Origin of the sequence: Paenibacillus sp. PL2-23 (genome assembly GCF_040834005.1) — a bacterium.
Classification (GTDB): Bacteria; Bacillota; Bacilli; order Paenibacillales; family Paenibacillaceae; genus Pristimantibacillus.
This window is the reverse complement of record NZ_CP162129.1, coordinates 1,588,236-1,607,308: the sequence shown is the minus strand read 5'-3', so window position 1 is coordinate 1,607,308 and position 19,073 is coordinate 1,588,236. Positions and strand designations below refer to the sequence as shown.

The following is a 19,073-nucleotide window of genomic DNA, read 5'->3' as shown; positions in this document are numbered from 1 at the left end:
ACTTATGTTTAAAGAAACGAAGCGCGCCCTGGCAACTGACACTCTTATTGGGCAAGGAACGATCGCAGAGGGTAAAATCATTAGCGAAGCGAATCTTCGGATTGAAGGCGAATATCGGGGAGACATTGAATGCCGTGGGGATGTTGTCATCGGCGAGTGCGGTATCGCGCGCTCCAACATTACGGCAAATGACGTAACGCTTGCAGGCAAGCTGTTCGGCGATATTGTGACGAAGGGGAGATTGATTATTACCTCCTCCGGCCATCTCGTGGGCAATATTACCGCACATACGCTCATTGTCCAAGACGGCGCTACGCTGAACGGCAGCTGCATGATGGAGGCATCAACCGACGCGAAGCAGAAGGCTCAGAGAGAAGCTGCTGGCGTCGCAGGAGCTGCCGCTGTGACAGCCGCCAAGAACGAAGACAAGGCGCAGGAGGCCCGCGCCAAATCCCGGCAGGCCGGTTAACGTCAACATGGCATAATGGAAGCAAAGCAAGCCGCCTCCCCTCGCCCTTCATAGGGGACGAAGGGAGGCGGCTTGCTCACTCCACATTGGCTTATGACGCCACGTCTCTTTTGTTAAAGATATACCACGTAAGCGCAATAAACAGTACAAAATAGACGCCGAGCACGGACAATGAAAAACCAAGCGTCATGCCATCCATAGGAGAAACATTGCCGCCAGCGTATTTGGTAAGGTTCATATGGACAAACAGCAGATAATCAATCCACGCCTTGTCGATCAGCATCAGCAGCTGCAGCAGGTTGTTCAATATGATCTCGATAAACAACGCCATTGCAATCGCCAGCGCCGCGCTCCTGAAGATGGTCGACAGCATAAAGGAAATAGTCACCGTCATCACGGTGTTGAGGAGGGTCAACGCATAATACCTTGCAATCAATGTCGTTGTAGCGTCTCCCATGCCTTCCATAAACATATTACCAGTATCGCCGCCGTCTACGTTCCTCGCTCCCCCAATCAGGTCAAACAGCACCCAATTGACAAGCAGCGCCGTCAGAAGGAACACGAGCGTCAGCATAAGAGCGAACAGCATGCTTGATATGTATTTGGACAGCAGTATTTTGGAACGGCTCCAAGGACGAATCAGCAGTAGCTTGATGGTCCCCGTAGAAAACTCCTCCGCTACCGAGCTCGACGAGACAATAACGGTAAAGATCGTGACCAGCCAGAACAGCAGCGACGTCTCCACCAGCAGCACTTCGCGCACCGTGGAGGTGACGTTGTCCATCTCGTTCCAATACCAGATGCCAGATACAATCATGATCATCCCGACGACTATGGACAGCATAACGTATAATCGCGGCGCCCTGAACATCTTCATGTTTTCATTACGTACCAAATTCAGAAAATCAACCAATCCGCTCGCCTCCCGTCATCTCCAGGAATTGATCCTCGAGCGATTTCGTCTCCGCGCGGACGCCGTATACCTTGATACCCGCATGGACGAGCGCGGCGTTAAGCTCCGCAGCCCGCTCCTTATTCCCCTGCACGACAATATAGCCCTCCGCATTCTCCAGCGCCTGTTGCCCAAGCGAGGCAATAAGGGCGGCCGCCTCAGACTTATTATCCACCTCAAGCAGGATATTGGCGCTGGCCTCCGCTAAGGCTTTGGACTGGTGAACCGTTCTAACATCAATCAGCCTGCCGTTCTGAATAATCGCGACGCGATCGCACATCAGCTCCATCTCCGACAGCAAATGGCTCGACACGAATACGGCCACGCCCTCGTCCTTGGCCAATCTGCGCAAATAATCCCGGAGCTCGCGTATGCCTGCTGGATCCAGCCCGTTCGTCGGCTCATCAAGTATAAGCAGCTTAGGCTTATGCAGAATAGCTTGAGCCACGCCAAGCCGCTGCCTCATGCCAAGAGAATACGTCTTGACCTTATCGTGTATTCTCGCCTCCAGCCCTACCAGCGCAACAACTTCCTTCACTCTATGCGGTGTAATGCCCGGAATCATCCGAGCGTAATGTATGAGATTCTGATAGCCGGTCAGGTATTTGTACATCTCCGGATTCTCCACTATCGCTCCCACATGGCGAATCGCTTTCTCGAAATCTCCGGCAATACTGTTCCCGTCAATGAGGATATCCCCCGACGTTATGGACATTAACCCGACCATCATACGAATCGTAGTTGTTTTGCCCGCCCCATTGGGTCCGAGAAAGCCGAACACCTCGCCCATAGGCACATCAAGGCTCAAGCCGTCAATCAACGTTCGGCCGCCGATTCGCTTCGTTACATTCAACATTCGGACGATATTTTGCTCCATCAGTTCGCGTCTCCCCCTTATCCCCACTATTATACCCCATACAGGAAACAATTGGTATATTAATCGGTTTGGTTCGTCGACATCGCCATAGTACGGGTCTCCGTCTTCGTGTGCTCCAGGCAGGCACATATGCCATCAAACCTGATGCAGGATTGTGCAATCGCTGCGTCCATCAGCAGCGCGTCCTCCAAGTCTTGTACGGACAGCCCAACATCATGCTTGCAGAGCTCGTCATAGTAAACAGGCAGCGCGGCTTCCGACATGCGATGAAGGAGCAGCTCCAGCCGGAATGCGTACACTCCGCAGCTCCTCAGCGCGCCTCTGGCCATTAATTGCCGCGCTTCCTCTTCGCTTGGCTCCTTGCAATAATGGTTGACCCTCCAGTCATAAGCATTTTCCTCGGCTGCGTCTGTATGTATCTCAGGGACGATATAGCCATAGCCCTCTCTAGGCTGCTCCGCCTCCGCGCCAACCAGCATGACTGATGAGCCGCTCTCCCTTAGCAGCTTCGGCAAGCTTCGGATGCAATGAAAGAAGTCGCCTTCTACATATACATCCCCCGAAAGCACAATAATCGTTTCGTTTGGCGTCACGCCTCCGACCGTATACAAATACGCAGCGGCGGCCATTGTCGCGCCGTAGCTGCCCTTATGCTCGGGCTCTATTATAATAGGCATATTCACGCCTAGCTGCCGCTTTATCTCCGCTGCATGCTCGCCAGCCGCGACGATATGCGTCTTATCCTGTAAATCTGCGGTCGACAGTTGTCTCCATAGCCGGGCGAGCGTCGATTCCGGCCCTCCGTCGGGTCCGTCCAATATGGGCAAACAGGATGGAGGGAGAGCAGACATTCTCCGTTCCCGTTCTCTCATACCGCTTGCCAGGATCAATATCTTCATCGCGTTCGTCCACCTCCATACGCAGCAAATATCTCATATTATACCCCAGCGCATGTCTGAAACTTGTCGATTGCTGACGGAGGGGATAGGGGCCATTCGAACTGTTTTTGTCGAATACGCCTATAATCGATAAAAATACACTTTGAACGAAATGAGACGGCAGCTTGCTGGCCCGCTAATTTTAAAAATAAAAAACTCGCAATGAAGAATATCTTCATTGCGAGTCGGTTAACTATTATTTGCCGCCAGTGCGAGCAAGCTCGCGTTTGTTAGCCTCGAATGCCGCCAGCAGCGCATCTCCGCCTTGGAGGCCGGAATCCTGCGCTTTGCGGATCTGCTCCAGCATCCGCTTGTAGTCCTTCGGAATGACCTTCACGAATTTGCTCAGGGAAGCTTCCCAATCGTTCAGAATCCGTGTGCCCACAGCGCTGTCCGTATATTTCACATGCTTCTCGATCATGGCGCTAAGCTCAGAAATATCAGTCTCCTCCTCCACACGCTCCAGCAATACCATCTCCAGGTTCGTGTGGTTGTAGAAGTCGCCGTTCGCGTCGTACACATAAGCGACGCCGCCGGACATGCCTGCTCCGAAGTTGCGGCCCGTGGAGCCGAGTATGACAACTCGACCGCCAGTCATATATTCACAGCCGTGATCGCCAACGCCCTCGACCACAACATTCACACCGCTGTTACGAACCGCAAAGCGCTCGCCTGCGATGCCGCGAATATACGCTTCGCCGCTCGTAGCGCCATACAGCGCCGTGTTGCCGATAATGATATTGTCCTCCGCCACGAAGGTAGCCTTCGGTGAAGGAGCCACGATAATCTTGCCGCCGGACAATCCTTTGCCGAAGTAGTCATTGGAGTCGCCTTCGACCGATAAAGTGATGCCCTTCGGCACAAACGCGCCGAAGCTTTGACCCGCTGTGCCAACGAAGTGATACCAGATCGTATCCTCAGGCAAGCCTTGGGCGCCATACAGTCTAGTGACCTCTGAGCCAAGAATCGTACCGACAACGCGGTGCGTATTCAGAATCGGGAATGTGCCGCGCACCAGCTCGCCGTTCTCAAGCGCAGGCTTAGCCATTGGCACAAGCTGCTGCATATCGAGCGACAGCTCAAGCCCATGGTTCTGCTCCTGTACGCAATGACGGTTCGCGTCTTGTCCGTAATCGCCCTGATACAGAATGCCGGACAGATCCAGACCTTTGGCTTTGTAATGATCCGTCACCAGCTTGGTCTCCAGACGGTCTACGCGGCCAACCATCTCCTCGATCGTGCGGAAGCCAAGCTCCGCCATAATCTCGCGCAGCTCTTCAGCGATGAAGCGCAAGTAATTGACGACATGGGAAGGATCTCCCATAAACTTCTTGCGAAGCTCCGGATTCTGAGTTGCGACGCCTACCGGACATGTATCCAGCTGGCAGACGCGCATCATGACGCAGCCAAGCACGATCAATGGCGCTGTCGAGAAGCCGTATTCTTCCGCTCCCAGGAGCGCTGCGATCGCAACGTCGCGGCCGTTCATCATCTTGCCGTCCGTCTCGATTCTTACGCGGTCGCGAAGATTGTTCAGCATCAGCGTCTGATGCGTCTCCGCAAGGCCCAGCTCCCATGGCAGACCCGCATGGCGGATGGAGCCCATTGGAGAAGCGCCAGTGCCGCCGTCGAAGCCGCTCACCATAATAACGTCAGCGCGGCCCTTGGCAACGCCAGCCGCGATAGTGCCGACACCCACCTCGGACACAAGCTTCACGTTAATGCGAGCGCGAGGGTTCGCATTCTTCAGATCGTGAATCAGCTCAGCTAAATCCTCGATGGAATAAATATCATGATGCGGAGGCGGCGAGATCAGGCCTACGCCCGGCGTGGAGCCGCGCACCTCGGCAACCCATGGATACACCTTCAGGCCAGGCAGCTGGCCGCCTTCGCCAGGCTTTGCGCCTTGGGCCATCTTGATCTGAATTTCGTCCGCGTTCACAAGGTAATGGCTTGTTACGCCGAAGCGTCCGGAAGCCACCTGCTTGATCGCGCTGCGGCGCGAGTCGCCATTGGCGTCAGGCGTGAAGCGCGCAGGGTCCTCTCCGCCCTCGCCTGTGTTGGACTTGCCGCCGAGGCGGTTCATCGCAATCGCAAGGCTCTCGTGCGCTTCCTTGCTGATGGAGCCGAACGACATCGCTCCCGTCTTGAAGCGAGCGACAATGGCTTCCACCGATTCCACCTCTTCAAGCGGCACGGATTGTCCATCCTTCTTGAAATCAAGCAGGGAACGAAGCGTCAGATGCTTCTTGTTCTCGCCTTGGACAAGCTCCGAGAACTTCTTGTACAGTCTGTAGTCGTTGTTGCGCGACGCCATCTGCAGCGTATGAATCGTCTGCGGCGTAAACAGATGGTCTTCGCCATCCTTGCGCCATTGATAGTCGCCGCCGGAATCAAGCTCCTTCTCGGAGCCTTCCTGGTCCGCGAAGGCACGGTTATGATGCTTCAATGTCTCTTCGGCAATAACGTCGAGGCCGATGCCGCCGATACGGGATTGCGTCCAAGTAAAATATTCGTTGATAACATCTTCGCGCAGGCCAAGCGCCTCGAAGATCTGAGCGCCGCGATAGGACTGGATCGTGGAGATGCCCATCTTGGACAATACCTTCACGACGCCTTTGGTTGCGGCCTTGATAAAGTTTTTGACGGCTTTGTCATGCGACACGCCTCTCAGCATGCCCTGCTTGATCATGTCGTCGAGCGATTCGAACGCCAGATACGGGTTCACGGCGTTGACGCCATAGCCCAGCAGCAAGGCAAAGTGATGCACCTCGCGCGGCTCGCCGGATTCCAGCATGATGCCAACCTTCGTGCGCGTGCCCTGGCGGATCAGATGATGGTGCAGCGCAGATACGGCCAGAAGCGCCGGAATCGCTGCATTCTCCTTATCTACACCGCGGTCGGACAGAATCAGGATGTTATGGCCCTTGGCGATCACGCGGTCAGCCGCCTCGCACATGCCCTTCAGCGCGGAACGAAGCCCTTCTTCGCCTTCGCTTGCCGCGAAGAAGATCGGCAGCGTAATCGACTTGAAGCCTTCGCGACGAATATGACGCAGCTTCGCGAATTGCTCATTGGACAGAATCGGCGTTTCCAGCTTGATATGGCGGCAGCTCTCCGGCTCCGGATTCAGCAAATTGCGCTCCGGTCCGATGGTTGTCGCGGTGGACGTGATAATCTCCTCGCGGATCGCGTCGATCGGCGGGTTCGTCACTTGCGCGAACAACTGCTTGAAGTAGTTGTACAGTCGCTGCGGACGCTCGGACAAAACAGCCAGCGGAGCGTCGTAGCCCATGGAAGCGATCGGCTCCTGGCCGCTGCCCGCCATTGGCTCAAGCACCTTGCGAATGTCCTCGAACGTGTAGCCGAAAGCCTGCTGGCGCTGCTGCACCGTGTCATGGCTTGGATCCGGCAGCTCAGGCGCGTCCGGCAGAGCTTCCAGATCGACCAGATGCTCGTCGAGCCACTCCCGGTAAGGATGCTCGGAGGCAATCTGCGCCTTCACTTCCTCGTCGGAAATGATGCGGCCTTGCTCCGTGTCGACAAGCAGCATGCGGCCTGGACGCAGTCGGTCCTTGTACAGGATATCCTCGGCAGGAATTTCAACCGTGCCGGCCTCGGAGCCCAGAATGATATGATCGTCTTTGGTCACGTAATAACGCGCCGGACGCAGACCGTTGCGGTCCAGCACCGCGCCGATTTGCGTGCCGTCCGTGAAGCCCATGGCGGCAGGACCGTCCCACGGCTCCATCAGCGTGCTGTGGTACTCGTAGAACGCCTTGCGGTCGTCGCTCATGCTCTCATGGTTGGACCATGGCTCCGGAACCATCATCATCGCGACATGCGGCAGGGAGCGTCCCGCCAGATGCAGGAATTCCAGCGTGTTGTCGAACATAGCCGTATCGGAGCCGTCAGGGTTAATGATCGGCTTGATCTTCTCCAGATCATCGCCGAACAGCTCGGAGGCGAACAGCGTCTGGCGGGCATGCATCCAGTTCACGTTGCCGCGCAGCGTGTTGATCTCCCCGTTATGGATCAAATAATGGAATGGATGCGCGCGCTCCCAGCTCGGGAACGTATTTGTACTAAAACGGGAATGCACTAAAGCAATAGCGGAAACAACCGATTCGTCATTCAATTCTTGATAGAACGAACGGACCTGCTCGGTCGTCAACATCCCCTTGTATACGATCTTCTTCGTAGACAAGCTGGAGAAGTAGAACATGTTCCCGCCTTCTTTGCCGGCGTAGCGAATCGCCAGCTCGGCGCGTTTGCGGATGACATACAGCTTGCGCTCGAATGCAAGCGTGTCGCTCAGGTCCGCGTTCCTGCCGATGAATACCTGGCGTACATACGGCTTAACAGCCAGCGCCGATTGGCCCAGCTTCTCGTCGTTCGTAGGCACTGTGCGCCAGCCGATCAGCGATTGCTTCTCTTCCTGAATGATCGCTTCCAGCTCGCGCTCAATCGCAGCGCGCGCCTCTTCCTCGTGCGGCATGAAGATCATGCCCACCGCATATTCGCCTTCCGCCGGCAGCTGGATGCCCTGTTTGCCCAGCTCCGCGGAGAAGAAATCATGCGGAATTTGAAGCAGAATACCTGCGCCGTCGCCGGTGTTAGGCTCGCTTCCTTGTCCGCCGCGGTGTTCCATATTCTCCAGCAGCGTCAGCGCCTGGCGAATCACCTTATGCGACTTTTTTCCTTTGATGCTGGCTACAAAGCCCATTCCGCAAGCGTCTTTCTCGTTCTGCGGGTCATAAAGTCCTTGCTTAGGCGGCAATCCCAAAATATTTTCTTTCATTGTGTGCAACCTCTCTATCAGAAGATTTTTGGGCAAGCAATGCAGAAATGACTACAGGTTTGATCACTTAATTTGGCTTCATTTTTGGCTTGAAGTATCATAGAATGGTAGGGTACGAGGCGCACCGCCTGCTCCTTGCCATCCTTCTTGCCATCTACCGTTGCTAAGCGATTATTATATGATTTTAACATTAGCGCAAATCGGAAATCAATTTAATATTTTTTATTATTGCGATAAGCATTGTTTGGCGGAACATGCAATTCTATATTAACAGAGGGATGTGTTGGAGATGCATAGTAAATTAAGGAAGACCGCGGCGGCAACGCTAGCCGCGCTTATGCTGACGCAAGGAGCCTTTCTGTCAGCGGCTGAGACTGGCGCGAACGCAGCGTCTACATACGACATAGTCGTCCTGGGGGATTCGCTTGCGGCTGGTTATGAGCACGGGTTCACGGAGACCTCCGTGCCCTATGGCTACGCGGAGCATATGTACGAGCAGGCGCTGTTCCATGGCCTGCGGGCGGAATACGATAATTACGGCTTGATCGGCCTGACATCAGAGGGCCTCAGCAAGTGGCTGAGATCCGCGTCCGCCGGCAAGGCCGCTTCAACGGCATCCATCCAGCCCGGCCTCTACGATCCTCGGGCGGACGATATATTCAAGCGGACCTCTGAGCTGAAGGCGGATATCCAGCAGGCTGAGCTTGTCCTGATCACCATCGGCGGGAACGATTTCCTGTCTCTCATTAAGGGCTTGCAGTCCGGCGACAACTTCGCCGATTACGACAAGCTGTCCGCTCCTGAGCAAGCGGCGCTTCAGTCCCAGCTTGACGGCCTGCTGAGCGGCTTCGAAGCGCAGCTGTCCGCCGCACTGGCGGACATCCGCAAGCTTCAGCCGGGAGCGGAAATCGTAATCGCCAATCAATATCTGCCCATACCGTTCGCCAAGATCCGGAATGAAGTGGTGTATTACGTCCCGCCAGGCACCGCGGAGTTTCTGCTGGACGGGCAGCGAAGGCTGCTCGCGGCATTAGAGAGCGTGGCCGAGCCCCTCAGCATCAAGATCGCGGACGCGGCAGCTGCCATTGAGAGCAATGTCCTGATCTACACAAATGTCGGCAAGAAGGGCTCAGAGCGCGACATCCACCCTACCCGGGACGGCTACAAGGCGATAGGCAAGGCGTTCGCGGAAGCCGTATTCGGCGAATACAGAACGGTGAGCAAGAAGCCGGCCAGCGTGCCTATCTCCGTGGTTGTGAAGGGCAAGGAGCTGCAGACCGTTTATACCCCGCGCATCAAGAACGGGCGCACCTTCGTAGCCATCGCTGACATCACCGACGCGATTGGCGCCGCGCGGTCGTGGAACGCCAAGACGAATACCGCGACAATTACGCTGAAGGACCGCACCGTTGAGCTGACGATCGGCGCGAAGACGATCAAGATTAACGGCAAGACCGTCCCGCTGAACGCGGAGCCGGCTTACTTCGAGCAGTTCCCCGGCGAGAAAAAAACATACGTTCCGCTTGCCGCCTTATCGGAAGGGCTTGGCCTTCAAGTCCGGTACCGCGAAATTTTGGACACAGCCTTCATTAATCCGTAATTTATGCTTCGTTTACTCATAATCCTTGCGCAGCTGGCGAATAACCTCCAAGCCTTTTGCGGTCCAGCGATGGAGGCGGTCGAGCGCCTCCTCCAGCTCCGCAGCGGATGCCAGAAGCGACTCCTTATAGTCCGGAACGGCTCCGTGGTAAGGGGTTATATCTCGAAGGAGCACATTCGTTTTTTCGGTATAGCTCAGCGCGCGCCGCTCATGGAACATCGCCACGTCGGGATCGTAGGGCTGATGCAGATCGCCCTGCTCCGGATGCTTCAGCACCGCCAGCACCTTCACGAGTGCCCGCGGACCGTTGACTTCCTGCACCTCCCCTACATATTGGCCAGTCCTCACCTCTGCCTTGACCAGATCTCCAACTTCCAGCTTGATTGACATGATATATTTCCTCCTGCGTTATGGATTCGTCATAAGTTTCTTGTGATTACTGTAAAGCAATGGCTTTTTGAGCGCAAGGGTTAGATCGGTGCTTGTGTTAACCTGACATGCAAAGTAATATGGAAATAGAAAAGTGGGTGAGACTATGCGCAAGAAGAGAGTGCTGTTGCTCTCGGAGGGGTTCGGCTCGGGCCACACTCAGGCCGCGAACGCGCTGGCGGTTGGTATGAAGCAGTTATGCCCCAGCATCTCAGCCAGGGTCATCGAGCTAGGAAAATTTCTAAATCCTGTACTTGGTCCTTGGATTGTATCAGCATATCGGAAGACGGTCAGCTCGAGACCGAAGATGGTAGGCCTCATGTACCGCAGCAATTACAAGAAACCGACAAACCGATTTGCGCAGCTGGCGCTGCACCGTATGTTTTATACGCAGACCTCTCAAGTCATCGCCCAGCTCAAGCCTGATCTCATCGTATGCACGCATCCCGTACCGAACGCGGTTGTCGCGCGACTGAAGCGCCTTGGACTCGACATGCCTTTATATACGCTTATTACCGACTATGACGCTCACGGCTCCTGGGTAAGCCAGGAGGTGAACCATTATCTGGTCTCCTCGCCGGATGTGAAGCGTCGTCTCATGGAGAAGGGCGTGCTTGCTGAGCGGGTGGAGGTTACCGGCATTCCGGTTCATCCCAACTTCTGGGTGACCTATCCCAAGGACGAGATCCGCAGGGATTTCGATCTAAAGGAGATGCCTACCGTGCTCATTATGGGCGGCGGATGGGGTATACTTTACGAGGACAGCGCCTTGTCCTATATGACCAAATGGCGCGAGACAACCCAGCTGATCTTCTGTGTCGGCTCCAACGAGAAGATGAAGGAGAAGATGCTGACCGATCCTATGTTCCAGCATCCCAATATTCGAATCGTCGGCTTCACGCGAGAGGTCCACAAGCTGATGGAGGTAGCCGATCTGCTTGTGACAAAGCCTGGAGGGATGACCTGCACGGAGGGCATGAGCAAGGCTCTTCCCATGCTCTTCTACGAGCCCATTCCCGGCCAGGAGGAAGAGAACTGCGAATATTTTATCCATAACGGGTTCGGCGAAATGCTGGATTCCAACGATACCGTGGATCGCTGGTTCAAGCTGATTCATGACAGGGAGTCGTCCGCTCAGTTCCGCGAGGAGCTTCAGCGCAGGCGCAATCATCAGTACAACGCCAGAAAATGTCCGGAGGCCGTTCTGCAGCTTATGCAGTAACGGCTTTCTTCCACTTCAATAATAATGCTGGCGAAGGGAATAGTATAAGGAGAAAGGGGATTTCCACTATGCGTACGCAAATCACTGACGGCAAGACGATTATTCTCAGGCTCGAGATCGATACTGAAATCGCGCAGTTCGGCAAGGCGGCTACGGCCATCGAGCAAGCAAGAGGCGACATTGTCGCCATCGACGTCATACATACCGACAAGAACAAGAGCATCCGCGACTTAACGGTCAAAATAACGGAGCAAGGCGCCTCCGAGCGGCTGGCCAGAGCATTTGACGCGCTGCCGGGGATCCGTCTGCTGCATGTGTCGGACAGAACCTTCCTCCTGCACCTTGGCGGCAAGATTACGGTACAGCCCAAGACGCCGATTCAGAACCGCGACGACCTGTCCAGGGTATACACGCCCGATGTCGCGCGAGTATGCCAGGCGATTCAAGCGGAGCCCTCCAAGGCTCATACGCTTACAATCAAACGCAATACGGTTGCAGTCGTATCCGACGGCAGCGCGGTGCTGGGCCTTGGCAATATCGGCCCTTATGCCGCAATGCCAGTCATGGAGGGGAAGGCGATGCTGTTCAAGCAGTTCGCCGACGTCGACGCGTTCCCCATCTGCCTGGATACGCAGGATACAGAAGCCGTCATCGCGGCGGTCAAGCATCTGGCTCCCGCGTTCGGCGGCATTAACCTGGAGGATATCTCGGCGCCGCGCTGCTTCGAAATCGAGCGCAGGCTGCGCGAGGAGCTGGACATTCCGGTATTCCACGACGATCAGCACGGCACCGCTGTTGTGCTGTACGCCGGCCTCCTGAACGCGCTGAAGCTGACGGGTCGAGAGCTCAGCGACTCGCGTATCGTGGTATGCGGGATTGGAGCCGCAGGCACCGCATGCACGAAGATGCTCCTTGCGGGGGGCGCGCGCCATATCGTAGGCGTTGATCGGGCCGGCATATTGAACGCGGATGAGACCTACGACAACGAGACGTGGCAATGGTACGCTAGCAACACCAATCCGGAGCGCCGCAATGGCGGCCTGAAGGATGCCATTGCGGGCGCGGACGTGTTCATTGGCGTATCCGCCGGCGGCCTGCTCACTAGAGAGGATGTCGCCAGCATGGCGCCTAATCCCGTCGTCTTCGCCATGGCGAATCCAGAGCCGGAGATTCGGCCGGAGCTGATCGAGGACATCGTAGGCGTATTCGCTACCGGCCGCTCTGACTATCCCAACCAGATCAACAACGTCCTCTGCTTCCCGGGCATATTCAGGGGAGCGCTCGACAGCCGAGCCTCCGAGATTAACGAGGAGATGAAGCTGGCGGCAGCGGAAGCTATCGCCTCCGTCATCAGCGAGGACGAGCTTAACCGCATGTATATCATTCCGAGCGTCTTCAATACGAAGGTCGTCGAGGAGGTGCGCCGCAGAGTGGTCGCCGCCGCCCAGCGCACCGGCGTGTCGCGCCGCAAGCTGCGGGAATAGGGCGCTACGGAGCTGGGCTGGAATATAAACTTGAAATTCGGAGCGTCTGCGCCGTTATTTCAAGTTTATTTTTTTGAAACCTTGGAATCGACTCTTACGTATGTATCTGTGGGCTATTTTTGCATACGCGGAATTGCTGGCGGTATGCTATACTTAGCAGGCAAGTGAAACGAAAAGGAGCCTACTTCATGTTTCAAGCAATTGTCGATTTTCTGGAGGATTACGGTCCCTGGGGCTTGTTCGCGCATTCCTTCCTGGATGCGGTCATCTTCCCCATCCCCGCATTCTTCCTTCAAGTATCGCTCAGCATCGTGAATCCCACTTCCGCGCTATGGCTGGCTACCGTTGGCTATATCGCCTGCTTGCTGGGCACTCCGGTAGGCTACTATTTGGGCAAGCTTATGGGCAAGTCCGTCCTTTACCGATTCCTGAAAGCGGAATGGATCGACGCGGCGACTACCCGATTCCAGAAAAGCGGTGAATCCGCCATCCTGATTGGCTCCTTTACGCCGATTCCGTTCAAGGTGTTTACGATATTATCGGGATGCTTGAACTTCCCTTTATGGCGGCTTATCGGTTATGCAGCCATCGGCAGGGCTGTCAAGTTCTATGCGGTAGGCGCATTGTTCTACTTCTACGGACGCGCGGCGGAATCTATGGTCAAAGACGTGTCCTTGTATATATTTCTTGGCAGCATACCTCTCATTGCCGCTTTTCTCATTATACGGAGCGTATTGCGCAAGAAGAAGAAACGGGCAGCGGAGCTGCAGAAGGATCTGCAGGCTTGATGAAGCCCTTGTCTCGCTGTCATACGAACTACGAACAGAAAGCTATCCCCCTGGCCGTTAAGGTCACGGCCAAAGGGATTGCTTTTTTGTTGCTAGCTTTATTGGTGCTTGCCCTCTTGCTGGCCCTACAGAGCACTGCCTCCGAATATGAAGCGATGCTCCCAATGCTTGCCGGTAATCGTGCCTGTTGTGACGCCGCCGCTTTCTTTGGAGTACGTGTGAAGAATCTTGCCGTCTCCCAGATAGATGCCTACATGCGTAATGGTCTGCGCCTGCTTGTTAATGCCGCTGTACGACGATGCGCTGGAGCCCCTGTACGACATGAAGAACATAAGGTCGCCGCGTTTCAGCCCGCTAATGCTTGTTGTGTAGCTCCCTTTACTTTTCACATAGGAGCCCTGACCTCGCGAATCAGCCGGCAGCGTAAGGCCAAGCGCGTCCTTGAACGCTTGTCTGACGAAGTCGGAGCAGTCGAAGGTGGTCGTCGTGCTGCGGCTGGAGCCATATTCGTATGGCGTGCCCAAATATTTCATGCCTGCGGCAATCACCTTCTCCACATCGCTGGACGATGCCGGCGGCGTCTCTGTGGACGGCGCGCTGCCACCGCCCGAGCCCGCGGAGCCGCTGCCGATCGTACCGTTGCTGACAGTCATATATTGCGATTGAGAAGACACGTAGCCTTTGACCCCTCTTGCGTCAACCGCCTCATACCAATAGCTGTTCGGCTGTCCCGTAATTTGCATCTGCTCGCCTGCTTTCAGATAACGAATGCGGTCGGCGGAGGTGGATGCCCCTTCCCGGAACGATACCGACTTCTTAACCGTGCCAATCGCCGCTGTCACAGCACCGGCTTCCGAGCTTGTCCCACCCGATGAGGAGCCTGAGCCAGAGCTGCCAGCAATAATATCCGTATATTTGGACGAAGACGAAATATAGCCCGTCCGCCCATTAGCATCGCTTATTTTGTACCAGCTGCTGCCGGAGCTTTCAATGATAGAGATCGTCTCGCCCTTCTTGAGCATGCGAATGACATTTGCCGAGGCGGACGGCGCTGTCCGCATGTTCACGCCCCATGTCACCTCTGCAGATTGCGCGGCGTGCGCCGCAGGAGCTGGCAATACCGTCAACGAGCCGAACATCATTGCTGCTGTCACTGTTACGGTAGCTATCTTATGCTTCATTGTATACTTCATGAGAATACGCCTCCTTGTTGTGTAAGCTTGCTGCCGGTAACCGGCGTTCTACAACCATTGTAAGGTCGGCTAAGTGGAGCAAGCATCCATCCAGGCTCCCAAATAGGACTGAGGTAATTTGGGAGAAAAGACGTATCCTTCTTGCTGAGAGAATATTAATAAAAGGCATCTCCGCGGGGGAGATGCCTTCTTGTGCCATCATTGGAAGCAAGCTTTGCTTACAGCCGCTTGAATCACTGAAAGCGATTCACACGGACAAAAAATGAGAGGTGTCTCATTCGAAAATAGGACTATAGAACCATTTTGGATACAGGACTATTCTAATGGTGACATTTACCAGCGCCGTCCAACGGCTCTACATGAACATGAACCCCCATAATATTATGCTTGCGGCCGAGTCTTCGCTCGATATCGTCAGCGATTTGATGGCTCTCAATCAGGGACAAGCCGGGATCCACTTGAATAATGACATCTACCAGCACATTGCTGCCGTGCACGCGGGCCTTGATGTCCTTGATCGTTCTGACGCCCTTCGTTCCCTCGATGGTGGACTGGAACGTCTTGAGCTCCTTTTCGTCGAAGCCGTCCGTCAGCGCGTGCGTCGAGCTGTAAAATATGCTCCATGCCGTCTTGCAAATAATAATGCCCACGGCAAAGGCTGCCACGGGATCCAGCCATGGCATTCCGAACTGCGCTCCGATGATGCCTACCGCTGCGCCTGTACTGACTAACGCGTCGGACAAATTATCCTTCGCTGCCGCCATCAAAGCCTGATTGTTAATCCGCTTGGCCAAGCGGCTGTTGTACAGATAGACGGCGCCCATACACACGGAGGAGAACAGCGCCACCCAGGCCGTAATCAGATTCGGCGTGCCATGCTCACCTGACGCAAGAGATCTGACAGCGGATATAAGCACCTGCAGGCCGACGCTGGCCATGATGAAGGAGGCGATTAGCGCCGCTATCGTCTCCGCTCGGAAATGGCCGTAAGGATGATCCTTATCCGGCGGCTTCTGCGAAATACGCAGTCCAATTAATACTGCCAGCGAGGCGACAATATCCGTTAAGTTATTGTAGCCGTCCGCGACGAGGGCGCCCGATACAAACCAGTAGCCGGCCCCCAGCTTGAGCGCGGATAATACGATATAAGCGGCGATACTGACCCATGCGCCCTTCTCGCCTTGTTTAATGTCATCATATTGTGTCAAAACATACCCTCCTGCCAGCGAACATCTCTTGGTATCATACCCGATCGTATCCGTGTGGGTCTAGAGAAACAGTGTTGACCCGGTACGCACTTTTGTGCATGCAGGCAAAAGAGTGGGACATCCGCCAAATCCGCTCTCTTGTCCGCAAACAAAAACCGCCTTGGGCTCCAGGAAGCTCCTAAGACGGTTATTGTGCGCTTACTATACGGCGTACATACGCTCGCGGATTTCTTTGATTTCGGCGCTTTCAAGATATTCGTCGTATGTCATCATCCGATCAATCACGCCGTTTGGCGTAATTTCAATTATGCGGTTGGCAATTGTCTGCACGAACTGATGGTCATGCGAGGTGAACAGAATCGTGCAGTCCGTATCGATCAAGCCGTTGTTAAGGGCTGTGATAGACTCCAAATCAAGATGGTTCGTCGGCTCATCCAGGATGAACACGTTCGCGCCCTCCAGCATCATCTTCGACAGCATGCAGCGAACCTTCTCCCCGCCGGACAGCACGCTTGCTTTCTTCATGGCGTCATCGCCGGAGAACAGCATACGTCCGAGGAAGCCGCGCAGGAACGTCTCATCCGGGTCCTTGGAGTATTGGCGCAGCCAATCCACCAGGTTAAGCTCTACACCTTCAAAATATTTGGAGTTGTCCTTGGGGAAATACGCGCGTGTTGTCGTAACGCCCCACGAATACGTGCCCGCATCCGGCTCCAGCTCGCCGGCCAGCAGCTGGAAGAACGTTGTCTTCGGCAGGCTGTTCGGCCCAACAAACGCAACCTTGTCGCCTTTGTTGATGGTGATCGTCAGATTATCGATAATCTTGTCGCCCTCGATGGACTTCGTCAAGCCTTCAACGAGCAGCAGCTGCTTGCCCGCCTCGCGCTCGCCCTTGAACAGAATAAACGGATATTTGCGGTTGGAAGGACGAATGTCGTCCAGCGTAATCTTGTCCAGGAGCTTCTTCCGGGAAGTCGCCTGCTTGGACTTGGATTTGTTCGCGCTGAAGCGCTGGATGAACGCCTGCAGCTCCTTGATCTTGTCTTCCTTCTTCTTGTTCTCGGAGCGCATAAGAGACAGCGCCAGTTGGCTGGACTCGTACCAGAAGTCGTAGTTGCCCACGTACATCTGAATTTTGCCAAAGTCGATATCGGCGATATGGGTACATACCTGGTTCAGGAAGTGACGGTCATGGCTGACTACAATAACGGTGCCTTCATATCTGGAGAGGAAGTCCTCCAGCCAGCGGATAGATTCAATGTCCAAATGGTTCGTAGGCTCGTCGAGGAGCAGAATTTGCGGCGATCCGAACAAAGCCTGCGCAAGCAGAACGCGAACCTTCTCATTGCCGCCCAGATCCGCCATCAGCTTGTCGTGCAGCTCCGTGCCGATGCCAAGGCCATTCAGCATCTCTGCGGCTTCGGACTCCGCTTCCCAGCCGTTCATGTCCGCAAACTCAGCCTCCAGCTCGCCCGCGCGCATACCGTCTTCATCGGTGAAATCCGCTTTGGTGTAGATGGCGTCCTTCTCCTTCATGACCTCGTACAGCTTCTTGTGGCCCATAATGACCGTCTCCAGCACCTTGAACTGGTCGTATTCATAATGGTTCTGCTTCAATACGGCCAGACGCTCGCCCGGCGTAATATGAACCTCTCCGGAGGTCTGCTCCACTTCTCCGGACAAAATTTTCAGGAAGGTTGATTTGCCGGCGCCGTTCGCACCGATCAGACCGTAGCAGTTGCCCGGCGTAAACTTAATATTCACATCTTCAAAAAGCGCGCGCTTCCCGTAACGAAGCGTTATGCCACTTGTGCTAATCATAGTATTTAATCCCGTCCTTCACTACAAAATCGCATTTTCTCGAACCATTATAGCACAGAATGTTTGGTTTCTCCTCATGTTTCGGGCGTTGCCCGCCAAAAAACCTCCCTCAAGCAACGTTGGCGCGCTGATTCAAGGGAGGTGGCGTTGCTGCTTAATGCCTGGCTAGCTCCAGCTTAGCTTCACTTCGTTGCCCGTTCTCGAGGATTCATAGATCGCGTCGAGAATGCGGTTGTTCGTATAGCCGGTCAAAGCTGAGGAGATAGGCGTCTTGTGCTCGCGGATACATTCCGCAAAGTGGCGGAACATGAGAATCCGTTCCTCTTCGCCCTCCAGGGGCACGATTTCCGTCTCGACGACCTCATTATCCTGATAGGTGACGTACGTCGCCCGTTCCCCTACAATCGAAATTCCGCCTTTGGTGCCCATGAGATAAATAAACGGCGCCTCCGGCAAGCCTGCTGCATGCGCCGCCCAACTGACCTCCAGCGACAGCGTAGCGCCGTTATCTAGCTTAATCAGCGCGGACGCAAGATCCTCGACGTCGTAATAGCCGTCCCAGTTCGGCGTACCCCAGGTACCGATGCCTTCCTTGTTAGGTCCAAACTCCGCGTAGGTGGAGCCGAATACGGTAATCGGCTTCGGATTGCCCATCAAATAAAGGGACAAGTCCAGCATATGCACGCCGATATCGATGAGAGGGCCGCCTCCGGATTGATCCTTGCGCGTGAACCAGGAGCCCCAGCCTGGAATGCCCTTCTTCCGCAGCCAGCCTGCCTTGGCGTTGTAGATTCGGCCCATGTCGCCGTTCTCGATTCTTGCCTTCACAGCTCGGCTGAGACCCTGCCAGCGCATTTGGTGAGACATCATCAGAATTCGGCCGGATTCCCCTGCTGCCTCGAAGATGGCCTGGGCTGCCACGGAATCAATGGCCATCGGCTTCTCCAGCAGGACATGCTTGCCTCTTCTCAGCGCCTCAATCGCAAGCGCCGCATGATACTGGTTCGGCACGCCGATAATGACGGCATCAATCGTCTCATCCTCAAGGAGAGCTTGCGGCGATTCGTGAACCCTGCCGATGCCATGCTCCTCCGCTCTTTGCTGAGCAAGCGGCAAAGAAGCATCCGTCACCGCTGTTGTCTCCATGTCGTCAATCCCAGCCAACGTCCTCATATGAACGTTGCCAATCGCTCCCGCTCCGATAATGCCGACTTGTATCTTCTTCTCTGTCATGAACGTTCCTCCTGGAATGAATGCTATATGGTTGATAATGAAAGTATATCGTCTATAT

At 55.0% G+C, this 19,073-nt stretch carries 14 protein-coding genes; 5 read left to right on the top strand and 9 right to left on the bottom strand.

Features of this window, described 5'->3' with window-relative positions; all coding sequences use genetic code 11:
- The first annotated feature begins 4 nt into the window (after positions 1 to 4).
- Positions 5 to 469 carry a polymer-forming cytoskeletal protein gene (locus tag AB1S56_RS06775; RefSeq protein ID WP_340869690.1) on the top strand — a complete coding sequence of 155 codons (465 nt, stop codon included), beginning with the start codon at positions 5 to 7 and terminating at the stop codon, positions 467 to 469.
- 91 nt (positions 470 to 560) lie between these two features.
- Here the strand turns inward: AB1S56_RS06775 and AB1S56_RS06770 are convergent, their stop codons facing one another.
- The 4 genes from AB1S56_RS06770 to gltB all read right to left on the bottom strand — a co-directional run bounded on the left by AB1S56_RS06770 (position 561) and on the right by gltB (position 8,037).
- Entirely contained in the window at positions 561 to 1,382 is an 822-nt protein-coding gene (locus AB1S56_RS06770; RefSeq protein ID WP_340869688.1) for an ABC transporter permease, read from the bottom strand.
- Positions 1,375 to 2,298 carry an ABC transporter ATP-binding protein gene (locus AB1S56_RS06765; protein ID WP_340869686.1) on the bottom strand — a complete coding sequence of 308 codons (924 nt, stop codon included), beginning with the start codon at positions 2,296 to 2,298 and terminating at the stop codon, positions 1,375 to 1,377. The genes AB1S56_RS06770 and AB1S56_RS06765 overlap by 8 nt, the downstream gene beginning before the upstream one ends.
- Before the next feature lie 59 nt (positions 2,299 to 2,357).
- Entirely contained in the window at positions 2,358 to 3,197 is an 840-nt protein-coding gene (locus AB1S56_RS06760) for a sugar phosphate nucleotidyltransferase (protein WP_340869685.1), read from the bottom strand.
- 235 nt (positions 3,198 to 3,432) lie between these two features.
- On the bottom strand, positions 3,433 to 8,037 hold the full coding sequence (gltB, locus tag AB1S56_RS06755) for a glutamate synthase large subunit (RefSeq protein WP_340869684.1): 4,605 nt from the start codon (positions 8,035 to 8,037) through the stop codon (positions 3,433 to 3,435).
- Between the two features lie 289 nt (positions 8,038 to 8,326).
- Here gltB and AB1S56_RS06750 point away from each other — a divergent pair, with 289 nt between their 5' ends.
- Complete coding sequence (locus AB1S56_RS06750; RefSeq protein WP_340869683.1) at positions 8,327 to 9,637, top strand: stalk domain-containing protein; 1,311 nt, start codon at positions 8,327 to 8,329, stop codon at positions 9,635 to 9,637.
- Between the two features lie 12 nt (positions 9,638 to 9,649).
- Here the strand turns inward: AB1S56_RS06750 and kapB are convergent, their stop codons facing one another.
- Positions 9,650 to 10,027, bottom strand: a complete 378-nt coding sequence (gene kapB / locus AB1S56_RS06745) for a sporulation phosphorelay system protein KapB (protein ID WP_340869682.1) — start codon at positions 10,025 to 10,027, stop codon at positions 9,650 to 9,652.
- A gap of 145 nt (positions 10,028 to 10,172) precedes the next feature.
- Here kapB and AB1S56_RS06740 point away from each other — a divergent pair, with 145 nt between their 5' ends.
- From AB1S56_RS06740 to AB1S56_RS06730, 3 genes are all read left to right on the top strand, one after another.
- Positions 10,173 to 11,288, top strand: a complete 1,116-nt coding sequence (locus AB1S56_RS06740; RefSeq protein WP_340869681.1) for a glycosyltransferase — start codon at positions 10,173 to 10,175, stop codon at positions 11,286 to 11,288.
- Positions 11,289 to 11,356: 68 nt separating this feature from the next.
- Positions 11,357 to 12,772: an NAD-dependent malic enzyme gene (locus AB1S56_RS06735; RefSeq protein ID WP_340869680.1), complete on the top strand. Its 1,416-nt coding sequence runs from the start codon at positions 11,357 to 11,359 to the stop codon at positions 12,770 to 12,772.
- A 188-nt stretch (positions 12,773 to 12,960) separates the two neighbouring features.
- Entirely contained in the window at positions 12,961 to 13,560 is a 600-nt protein-coding gene (locus AB1S56_RS06730; protein WP_340869679.1) for a VTT domain-containing protein, read from the top strand.
- A gap of 125 nt (positions 13,561 to 13,685) precedes the next feature.
- Here the strand turns inward: AB1S56_RS06730 and AB1S56_RS06725 are convergent, their stop codons facing one another.
- The 4 genes from AB1S56_RS06725 to AB1S56_RS06710 form a co-directional block, all read right to left on the bottom strand.
- Positions 13,686 to 14,753: a C40 family peptidase gene (locus AB1S56_RS06725; protein WP_340869678.1), complete on the bottom strand. Its 1,068-nt coding sequence runs from the start codon at positions 14,751 to 14,753 to the stop codon at positions 13,686 to 13,688.
- Between the two features lie 320 nt (positions 14,754 to 15,073).
- Positions 15,074 to 15,961 carry a cation diffusion facilitator family transporter gene (locus tag AB1S56_RS06720; protein ID WP_340869677.1) on the bottom strand — a complete coding sequence of 296 codons (888 nt, stop codon included), beginning with the start codon at positions 15,959 to 15,961 and terminating at the stop codon, positions 15,074 to 15,076.
- Positions 15,962 to 16,162: 201 nt separating this feature from the next.
- Positions 16,163 to 17,782, bottom strand: coding sequence for an ATP-binding cassette domain-containing protein (locus AB1S56_RS06715; protein WP_340869674.1), 1,620 nt, complete (start codon positions 17,780 to 17,782; stop codon positions 16,163 to 16,165).
- A 165-nt stretch (positions 17,783 to 17,947) separates the two neighbouring features.
- Entirely contained in the window at positions 17,948 to 19,015 is a 1,068-nt protein-coding gene (locus AB1S56_RS06710) for a Gfo/Idh/MocA family oxidoreductase (protein ID WP_340869673.1), read from the bottom strand.
- Positions 19,016 to 19,073: the final 58 nt, after the last annotated feature.